Raw genomic sequence first — 6,835 nt, forward strand, 5'->3', positions numbered from 1 at the left:
CCCCCCCCCCCTTAGATCAATGATTTTCCTTAAGAAAAATTTTGTCCTTTCTAATGATCTATAGGCGGGGAAAAAATCCACGCCCGATCGGACGGCAGCGCCCCTTGGGAGGCTGGCGGACGGCCGGGCGGGGGTGGAGTTTTTCCTCGACACGGACGGCGCAGTCGGCCGTCCCTCCGTCCTCGCCAAGATCGCAGCCGTTGCAGGGCATCGTCGTGCTTTCCACGAGCGGAATACCAACCGGATGGGGTGGGTCAGGCAGGGAGGGGAAGGTCGGAGCAGTCCTGACCCGCTGCATGCCTCCACGAGCCTTCGACGGAAGAAGCAAGGACAAAGTAGGGGAGGGTGACTGGGAGCTGTTCCTCTTCGTCGGTTTCAGCCCTCTAAAAGCAGGTTCGTAAGGCGGGTTATGAAATCTCGAGCCGTTTTTCTGGCGCAGATAGATTGTTCAATTATACAACTTCATGTATAACCGCGGACGATGTTTGATCCGAAACCTGTCCGGTTCTGTGGAAGCGCGCTCAGCGACCTGCGAGCCTTCCCGGCAGCGGCTCGGCGCGAGGCAGGGCATCAGATCGACCAGGTCCAGCGAGGCCGGAACCCGGACGACTGGAAGCCGATGAAGACCGTGGGCCCGGGCGTGCGCGAGATCCGGGTCCGGGATGAGACCGGCGCCTTTCGGGTGCTCTACGTCGCGACGTTCGAGGAGGCGGTCTACGTGCTGCATTGCTTCCCCAAGAAGACCCGGAAGACGAGCAAGGCCGATCTGGAGACCGGAGTCCGCCGGTTGCGGGCATTGACCAGGGAGCGGAACGGATGACCGAACACGACCAGCAGACGGACGGCCCCGGCCAGAGCTTCGAGAGCGTCTGGGACGCGATCGAGGACACGCCGGCCGAGGCCGCGAACATGCGGATGCGCTCCGAGTTGATGATCGCGCTGAAGGCGCGGATCGAGGCGCGGGGGTGGACGCAGGCGGAAGCTGCCCGAGTAATGGGCGTGACACAGCCGCGCGTCTCCGACCTCGTGCGGGGCAAGATCGCCTTGTTCGGCCTGGATGCCCTCGTGGGCATGGCGTCGGCGGCGGGCCTGCATCTGGAGGTTCGTGTCAGCGAGGCTGCCTGAAGACCTATTCGGCTCGAAAGGAAGGCTGGTTTTCTTGTGTCGGGATGACCAGAAACCCCGCGGCGGCAGCCCATTCCGTGTTTCGCCCCGGCGGAAGCTGACGGGCCTTGGGCCCTCGTGACGGATCAGCTACCTTCTTTCTACGCCAGTCTGACCCACTGCGCCATATTGGAGACCTAACCTCCGAACGTTCCCAGCCTGAAGATCGGAAGAGACGTGCAGAGTCCTTCCCATAACTCATACAACGGCTCGCTGTTCTCTCCCAACGCATGAAATTCGTTCTTGGGAAGCAAAAAGACGATCCCCGGTAACTCGTCACGAGGCATCGGAAGAAAATCCGAAGACGTAGCATCGGCAGGGCTCACCAATGCGAACTCCCGACGCAATCTGACCAATCCAAGAACATATCGATCGTCTACGATGGTGGTATTCCAAACGCGTGTCGCTACGAACAGAGTATCGCTCGCGTCGCCTTTGATGACGTCGTGAACCTTCAACTGCAGGATCCAGGTATTTTCCTTTTGGGAGCTCGAAGACGAAGGCTCTGTTTCGATCAGTAGCGATTGGGTAACGTCGACAACCGTCGCATCGACGATTGCTGAAGCATTCGAGGCCCAGAAGTCTTGGTCAGGCTGATGGAACATCGCGCATGCTTTTGCGCCTTCAGGAACGGCCAGAAGCAGACTGAAGATGATTAAAGCAGGTATATTCTTTCTTAGAACCTCGCTGATCACTTAATTCCCCCTCAACTTATTACGTTGTTTTCAAGAGCGACCTTATTTCCGCCTTCAGACGGTCGCTAAAAACCAAGGGCGCAGATATTCGGTCGATGACTTCTGGCTGAGTCAGGTCGTTCGTCCCTGTCAGGGAGATGATCGCATGACAGATCGTGACCTTGCTTTCATCCGACATGCTGTCGATCGAAAGCATCTCCCTGCATTTCTCTTCGCCGACCAGCTTCTCCAGCTTCCTTGTAAGCTCATCGGAAAGCAGTTCGAAAAACGGATGTGACACCCAGAACATTCTCTCGTCCGGGGCGAACTTTGTCGCCGCAAGGAGATTGAGGGCGTTCACCAGATCGTCGCGCAAGTAATCTTCGACCGATATTTTCATCATTTTACCCAGCAAAAGCCCGACTCTTGCTGGCTGTCCGGTTTTTCGATCACGCCGCACGAAGTCGATCGCGCACATCCATCTGCGTACGGATTACCCATGGTCTCTCTTCTCTAGAAATTTGCTTTCCTCAATCGTACCAGAAGGCGCATCCGGTGCGTCCGTTCTCATCGCTGCCTTCCTGACCGCCGAACCAGGGCTGGCCGCAGTAGTAGCGCACCATCTGCTCGACCGAGAGGAGCGACTCCGCGGTCTCGGCGACGTCGGCCGCCAAGAGCCCCAGAAAGGCTCCTGTGGCGAGCATAGCGACAATCCAGACCCAGAACCCCCCGAAGGACCGCCAGATCGCTCTACGGGCTTCTCCGGCGCTCTCAGCGAAGTGCAGGCGCTCGGCCTGCAGCTGCCTCCGGATTTCCCGCATAACGTTCTCTGAGGCCTCCCTGGCGGCTTGGGCGGCGTTCAGGGCCATCCGGTCCCGGTCGGCCTTGAGGGTCGCCTGGAGCGCCTCCGGGGCGCCCTGCACGGCCCGCTCCATCTTGCCCAGGGCCTGGGTCAGGGTGCGGTTCAATTCCGCCGCTTCCTGCTTGGTGAGACTGAAGCGGTTCAGATGCTCGACGCTGCGCCGCACGGTGGTCATCTGATCGAGGAGCTCGACAAAGGGATTGTCGCTCCCCTTCACGAGCGGCCCCCTTCGGGCTTCGCCCGGGCGGCCGCGTCGTCCAGCTCCTCGAGGAGGCCGGCCAGTTCCTTCTGATCAACCTCACGGGTGACGAGGCGGCGCAGGAGAGCGGCGAGGGCCCGGGCCTTGTCGGGCTCGCGCAGCGCGTTGGAGATCACCACGGAGCCGACGATGATCTTGCGGCGGGTTTCGGAGGCCTTCTGACGGGACTTGAGGCGGGCGAGCTTGGCTTGGGTCTGGGCGATCTGCTGGTCGATGGAACGGGACATCGCTGCTTTCTTCAGGGGAAGGCGAGGGGTGGGCACAGGGTTGCGAGATCGTCGGTTCGGGCGGCGATTCCGGCGTGGGTTGCCCTAGCGTCATCTTCGCAGGATCTTTGTGCTTCTGCCACGCTGATCGACTCGCAGATCGAGACGGAAACGGCCCCAACCAAGGCAACAAAAATGGCAAGCACGGTCATGTATGTAATTTTCATGCGGTCAATCCGGTGCACTCTGAAATGTTGACGTTTTGCCCGGTGTCTGGGTACGGTACAAGTCACGAAGTGCCCACTTATACAAACGCTGCGCGTTTGTGTGGGCGGGGGAGACTGCGTTTCCCCTCGACCCCCAAGCCAGAGCGCGGCACCGAATGGCGATCTACCATCTGAGGGCATCCGTCATCTCCCGCAGCCAGGGGCGGTCGGCCACGGCGTCGGCGGCCTACCGGGCAGCGGAGCGGATCGCCGACCTGCGCACCGGGCTCGTCTTCGACTACGCGGCGCGCGGCGGCGTCGATCACGCGGAGATCCTCGCTCCGTCCCATGCGCCGGATTGGGTCCAGGACCGATCCGAGCTGTGGAACCGCGTCGAGGCCGCCGAGACCCGCAAGAACAGCCAGGTCGCCCGCGAGGTCCGCGTCGCCTTGCCGGCCGAGCTGTCCCACGACCAACGGGTCGAGCTGGTGCGGGACTTCGCGCAGGCGCAGTTCGTGGACCGGGGCATGGTGGCCGACATCGCGCTTCACGCCCCGGGACGCGCGGGCGACGAGCGCAACCACCATGCCCACATCCTGCTGACCACCCGGGAGGTGGACGCCGAGGGGTTCACCGCCAAGAACCGGGACTGGAACAAGGTCGAGGTGCTGGAAGGCTGGCGAGAAGCCTGGGCGCGGGACACCAACAGGGCGCTGGAGCGCGCGGACATCGCCGAGCGGGTGGATCACCGGACGCTGGTGGCGCAGCGCGACGAGGCGCGGGAGCTGGCCGGCGCCGCCCGCGATCGCGGGGACGAGGGCGAGGAACTGGTGCAGACGGTTCGCGCGGTGTCGCTTGACCGGCCACCTTTACCGCAGCTGTCCCCCGGGGCTTGGCAAATGAAGGAACGCGGGATCGAGGTCGGGCGGGTCGGAGCGTGGCACGAGGCCAAGGCAAGGGCGGCGGAGGTGATGACATTGGCCCGGGACCTGGCCGGACAGGTCCGGGACTGGCTCGAGGTCCGGCTGGACAGGGTGGCGGCGCGGTTCCCCGAGAGGGACCGCCTGGCCGCGGCGGGCCCGGCCTATGAGGAGGGCCAGGCCCTCGGTCGCACCGGGCCGGAGAGGACGGAAGGCCGGGACGGCGATCGCGACGACCTCGCCACGCGGCTGAACACGGCTTGGGAGGCGTGGCAGCGGGGGGACGCGGATCGCGGGCGGGACCAGAACGACGACATGCCGGACCTGGCGCGGCGGCTGGAGCGGGCCGTGTCCCGGATGGACCCGGCCGAGCTGGCGCGGGCGGCAGCCGCGCTGCGGGACAGCCGCGAGGCCGACGAACGGGCCGTGGCGCGGGAGGCCGCCGAGGTCCGCGAAGCGGAGCGGCTGCGCGAGCGGGAAAGGAAACGCGAACTGGAGCGGGAGCGGGTGAGAGAACGGAGCCGAGGGCTGAGCTGGGATCGGTAGGGACGGTCCGCTTCGAGTTCTTAGCGGACGAACCAGATTAGATCGGATGAAGACCCCAGTAGACCTCCGTCATTCTTGAGCAGAGGAATTTTTCAAGCTCCCCGAACTGATCGTCATGCTCTTGGGTGCAGAGGAACGAACAGCAGCTGTCCCAGTGGGAGCCGACCAAGATCGAGCCGTCTTCAGTCGAAATCACGCCATGGGGCGGTATGCTATCTTCAGCAAGCATATCATCGATGGCTTTGTAGTTAGTCTGCTCTCCGAACTCATTAAAGACAAGCACGTGAGAACGACCCAAATCTTTAAGGCGAAGTAAGAATATTTGTTCGTTGTGCGGAGCAAAACTTCCTTTATCTGGTGGGATGAGTTTTTTCCCTTCGATCATGTTTATGAGTTGATCTTTGAGACATTGGCTCGGCTGCGTTAGGCCGTAGACGTGAGATCTTAAGGCGATATCGATATCGCTAAGCGTCTCAAAGCTTCCTTCGTCCAGAATTTCCGCCCATGTCACCGGTTTGCAGTCAGCAAGAATTTCATTCCGTGTCGGGTAAGTCTCGGGACAGAAACGCTCGAAAGAGAGCTTTTGAGGCTTCAGAAATGGAGACAATACCACCCAAACACTTGAAAAATGCTTGTAATAGGCATCAAGTATTCTGCCGCTATTGGGCGTCTGTATAAACATCGGGATTACGTATCGTCTTCAATGGCAAAGGATCTACGGACTATGGTCATGTGATCCGAAAGTGAAAATTACCTACCTTCTTTGCCACCAGCGGCGCTTCTTAGACGTTTCCGGTGACGGTAGCATCCGGCGCAGATCCTCGATCCGCTCGGCGCGTTCTTTTGCCAGCAGTTCGGCAGCATCGGCCCGAGTCTCGGCCTTCACTGCACGCAACTCGACCTCTACAAGCTGCGCGCGCAAAGCCTCTAATTCAGTCGGACCGGAGGTGTTCTGTGTGGCCAAGATTGTCGCTGATTGTCCGGTAAAGAACTTCTCGGATGCATCCGACGTATCTGTACGAGAGCGGTAAACCCTGGCCAATTCTGATGGGTCAATTGACCACTTACCTTGGCCATCTTGTGTGCCACTTAACTTACCGGATTTCAAAGCTTTGGTCAGGGTCGGCCGAGAAACCTGATAATACTTTACCGCCTCTCTGATGGATAAGTTTGCCATGTTGAACACCCTTATTATGGCTCAACATCGTCGCGTAAAGTCTTGGCCGGCAAGTCTGCTTCCATGCCAGGAAAGGTTGGCTCGGAAGGAGGCGGTAGACCAGGACCGGTCGGAAGCTGCCGCTCGCCCCTCCCGATGGACGGGATTTGGCGGAGCGGTTCTTGGCGGTCCAGTTCGGCTACATCAGGCTGCTCGTCGTCGCTGATTACAACGGCTGCACTGAATAAGCTGTAACGGATACCATCGCGTCGTCCGAGCCAAGCCACGCGATCATTGATCACATAGGCGTTTGTCGTGCCCCGGTCGCCAATCTGGCGGACCTCAATCCAGAGATCGTCCCTCAGCTTCTTTACCGCGCGCTGCACTGTAGGACGGCTCGCTCCCATAAGGCGAATTAGGTTCTTCTGGGAGATCACCACCGCGTTGTTCTCGCCAATTCGAGCAACGAGGAGGTGCATCAGCTGGGCTGCTTTTGGCGCCTCCGCAATTAGCTTTGCCCATGCCTCATGCGCTGCTCTCTCAGTCTGGAGCCAACGTCCCGAAGGGGTCTTATCGGGAATCTTCTGAGGCATCGTCATATGAGGCTACCCGGCATCATCAGCGTTCGAAAACTGCACGTCAGCGTGTTATAATTGTACGTATCATCCGTTCAGTAAAAGAAAGTCAACGTTCTATTTTTGAACACAGATGATGCTAGGTAGCCTCATAGCTGGTGAGGCCCCCTAGCCTCATAGCTGGTGAGGCCCCCCCCCCCCTTAGATCAATGATTTTCCTTAAGAAAAATTTTGTCCTTTCTAATGATCTATAGGCGGGGAAAAAAT

Annotated in this window: 10 protein-coding genes; 3 read left to right on the forward strand and 7 right to left on the reverse strand. The window is 60.0% G+C overall.

Features of this window, described 5'->3' with window-relative positions; genetic code table 11:
* Window positions 1-481 precede the first annotated feature (481 nt).
* Together Q1A87_RS22510 and Q1A87_RS22515 are read left to right on the forward strand one after the other, a co-directional pair.
* Entirely contained in the window at window positions 482-820 is a 339-nt protein-coding gene (locus Q1A87_RS22510; RefSeq protein ID WP_299656792.1) for a type II toxin-antitoxin system RelE/ParE family toxin, read from the forward strand.
* Window positions 817-1,125: an XRE family transcriptional regulator gene (locus Q1A87_RS22515; RefSeq protein WP_299656795.1), complete on the forward strand. Its 309-nt coding sequence runs from the start codon at window positions 817-819 to the stop codon at window positions 1,123-1,125. The genes Q1A87_RS22510 and Q1A87_RS22515 overlap by 4 nt, the downstream gene beginning before the upstream one ends.
* A gap of 176 nt (window positions 1,126-1,301) precedes the next feature.
* On the opposite strand, the gene Q1A87_RS22520 is transcribed toward Q1A87_RS22515, so the two are convergent.
* The 4 genes from Q1A87_RS22520 to Q1A87_RS22535 are packed head-to-tail and all read right to left on the reverse strand — an operon-like array spanning window position 1,302 to window position 3,186.
* Window positions 1,302-1,859 (reverse strand): hypothetical protein, encoded by a 558-nt coding sequence (locus tag Q1A87_RS22520; RefSeq protein ID WP_299656798.1) that lies wholly within the window; start codon window positions 1,857-1,859, stop codon window positions 1,302-1,304.
* A 19-nt stretch (window positions 1,860-1,878) separates the two neighbouring features.
* Entirely contained in the window at window positions 1,879-2,316 is a 438-nt protein-coding gene (locus Q1A87_RS22525) for a hypothetical protein (protein WP_299656801.1), read from the reverse strand.
* Window positions 2,317-2,368: 52 nt separating this feature from the next.
* Entirely contained in the window at window positions 2,369-2,917 is a 549-nt protein-coding gene (locus tag Q1A87_RS22530) for a hypothetical protein (protein WP_299656804.1), read from the reverse strand.
* Window positions 2,914-3,186 carry a hypothetical protein gene (locus Q1A87_RS22535; protein WP_299656807.1) on the reverse strand — a complete coding sequence of 91 codons (273 nt, stop codon included), beginning with the start codon at window positions 3,184-3,186 and terminating at the stop codon, window positions 2,914-2,916. Before Q1A87_RS22535 ends, Q1A87_RS22530 begins: the two co-directional genes overlap by 4 nt.
* A gap of 361 nt (window positions 3,187-3,547) precedes the next feature.
* Here Q1A87_RS22535 and mobQ point away from each other — a divergent pair, with 361 nt between their 5' ends.
* Window positions 3,548-4,837: a MobQ family relaxase gene (gene mobQ / locus Q1A87_RS22540; RefSeq protein WP_299656810.1), complete on the forward strand. Its 1,290-nt coding sequence runs from the start codon at window positions 3,548-3,550 to the stop codon at window positions 4,835-4,837.
* A gap of 37 nt (window positions 4,838-4,874) precedes the next feature.
* Here the strand turns inward: mobQ and Q1A87_RS22545 are convergent, their stop codons facing one another.
* The 3 genes from Q1A87_RS22545 to Q1A87_RS22555 form a co-directional block, all read right to left on the reverse strand.
* Complete coding sequence (locus tag Q1A87_RS22545) at window positions 4,875-5,519, reverse strand: DUF2711 family protein (RefSeq protein ID WP_299656813.1); 645 nt, start codon at window positions 5,517-5,519, stop codon at window positions 4,875-4,877.
* Between the two features lie 72 nt (window positions 5,520-5,591).
* Window positions 5,592-6,014 (reverse strand): helix-turn-helix domain-containing protein, encoded by a 423-nt coding sequence (locus tag Q1A87_RS22550; RefSeq protein WP_299656816.1) that lies wholly within the window; start codon window positions 6,012-6,014, stop codon window positions 5,592-5,594.
* A gap of 14 nt (window positions 6,015-6,028) precedes the next feature.
* Window positions 6,029-6,592: a helix-turn-helix domain-containing protein gene (locus Q1A87_RS22555; protein ID WP_299656819.1), complete on the reverse strand. Its 564-nt coding sequence runs from the start codon at window positions 6,590-6,592 to the stop codon at window positions 6,029-6,031.
* Window positions 6,593-6,835: the final 243 nt, after the last annotated feature.

It is taken from the genome of uncultured Jannaschia sp. (assembly GCF_947494055.1).
Lineage (GTDB): Bacteria > Pseudomonadota > Alphaproteobacteria > Rhodobacterales > Rhodobacteraceae > Jannaschia.